General features: G+C 33.7%; 2 protein-coding genes. Both read left to right on the top strand.

The window, feature by feature from the left end; translation table 11 throughout:
* The coding region (locus AA81_RS01135; RefSeq protein WP_146050309.1) for a TetR/AcrR family transcriptional regulator at window positions 1–576 on the top strand (576 nt) is incomplete at its 5' end.
* A gap of 12 nt (window positions 577–588) precedes the next feature.
* Window positions 589–2,037, top strand: a complete 1,449-nt coding sequence (locus tag AA81_RS01130; protein ID WP_103078941.1) for a radical SAM/SPASM domain-containing protein — start codon at window positions 589–591, stop codon at window positions 2,035–2,037.
* Window positions 2,038–2,076 lie beyond the last annotated feature (39 nt).

Below are 2,076 nucleotides of genomic sequence, written 5' to 3'. Positions count from 1 at the left end.
GTTTTGGATAAACAAGAACGAAAAAAATACATTTCAGAAAAAACGTTGGAATTAATAAGCGAAAAAGGTTTGACAAATTTGACGATGGAAGATGTTGCATTTTCGTGTAATTTGTCGAAAGGTTCTATATATAACTATTTCAAAAATAAAAATTCACTAATTGTTTCTGCTTTTAGTGCGCTGTTGGAAAAAGTCCAAAATTTTTTTGAAGAAAATGAATCCGTGCTTTCTCAGGATTGTGCGGAAGCAAGTGCTGATTTTTATGCAAATCTTTATTCAGAAATTTTAAATACTTTTCCTTCAAAAGAACTGATGCGGTTGTTTGAAATTTTAATGAATTCTACACATGATCAAAGTATGATGAAAATTTTAACTCAAACATTCAAAGAAAATTACGGAAAGATCCTTGGTAAATTTGAAAAGTTATTTAATTCGAAAACTAAAGCATTTATGTTACAAGCAATGTTTGATGGTTTAGTTATATACAGAGCCGTAGGAATAGAATTTTCTAATGAGGAAATAAAAAATAATTTTAAAAAAATGATTTTAAGTTTTACAGAAGATAACAAAAATTAGGAGGTGTCCGGTATGGCAGTTGTGGACTCAATGAAAAATATGTTACTTAAACAAAGTTCTAAATTAATAACCAACGTTGTAAGACATTCTGATGTAGATCAACTGGGAAAATTGTTATGGACTTTATCGAAATTCTCTAAGGAACCTGCGAAAAGTGGGTTAAGAAAATTAGCAACAGGGGCTGAAAATCATGATCCGATGTTGGTGAACTGGGCTAATTTGTTCAAGAAATCTAATCCCAAAGTTGTTGAAAAAATAATAAACAATCTAATCATCAACGAGTTTGCAGTTGGTGAAAAAACAAGGCAGGAAAAGATGCATGAATATGGGATCGTCCTTCCAAAATTAGCCGTGCTTTCTCCAACTTATGCATGTAACCTCAGATGTGTGGGTTGTTATGCTGCTATGTATGGTCACAAGTATATGCTTTCCAAAGAAGAAATTTTTGATGTAATTCGACAATTTAATGATTTAGGCATCTATTTCTTCATTATAACTGGTGGAGAGCCATTTGTCTATCCTTATCTATTTGATGTACTAGAAGAGTTCAACGATTCTTACTTTTTGCTTTATACGAATGGAACCTTAATTAATGAAGAAAATGCTAAAAAGTTAGCAGAATTGGGTAATGCTACATTGGCTATATCAGTAGAAGGATATGAAGCTGACACCGATTGGAGAAGAGGTAAAGGAGTTTTTGAAAAAATTCAAAACGCTTGGAAGCTTTTAACTGAAAATGGGGTTGTATATGGAGCCTCCGTCACAGCAACAAGAAAGAATCACGATGTGATAATGAGCGATGATTTTTGGGAGTATTTAAAAGAAAACAATGTGAGTTATGCATGGGTTTTCCAATTTATGCCCGTAGGAGCGGATGCTTCGATGGATTTAGTACCTACTGCAGAACAAAGGTACGAAAGATTCTACAAATTGGAAGAGTTAAGGTTAGGTGGAAAGTTTGCTTTCGTTGCTGATTTTTGGAATCATGGTTTCTTGACTAACGGTTGTTTAGCAGCGGGAGCTAAGTATTTACATATAAACGCCAAAGGTTATGCTGAACCATGTGTCTTTCAACAGTTTGCTGTGGATAATATAAGGGAAAAGCGGATTGTAGATATATTAAAATCACCATTTTTTGAGGCTTATAAGAGAACTATCCCCTATTCCAATAATTTGTTTAGACCATGTCCCATAATAGATAATCCCAAGGTATTCAGGGCAATGGTAAAGAAGTTCAACGCTATTCCACAGCATCCAGGCAGTGAGCGGACTGTGAATGAATTAGCGCCTGAATTAGACCAACTTGCCGAAGAATGGAAAAAATATGCCGATAAACTTTGGTACGAAGAAGGCTATGCTGAAAAATATCCTTCAAAAAGAGGAGTATATAACTACAAAGTAAGGATGAGAAGGTACTCAGAAAATGAAGAAAAATTAGCATTGGACAAAAAAGCTGAATAGTAATCCTTTGATTATAATACTATCTTTTAAAATAACGGG

Source organism: Petrotoga halophila DSM 16923, assembly GCF_002924615.1.
Note: the sequence above shows the minus strand (reverse complement) of the source record. Positions and strands in the feature narration are given on the sequence as shown.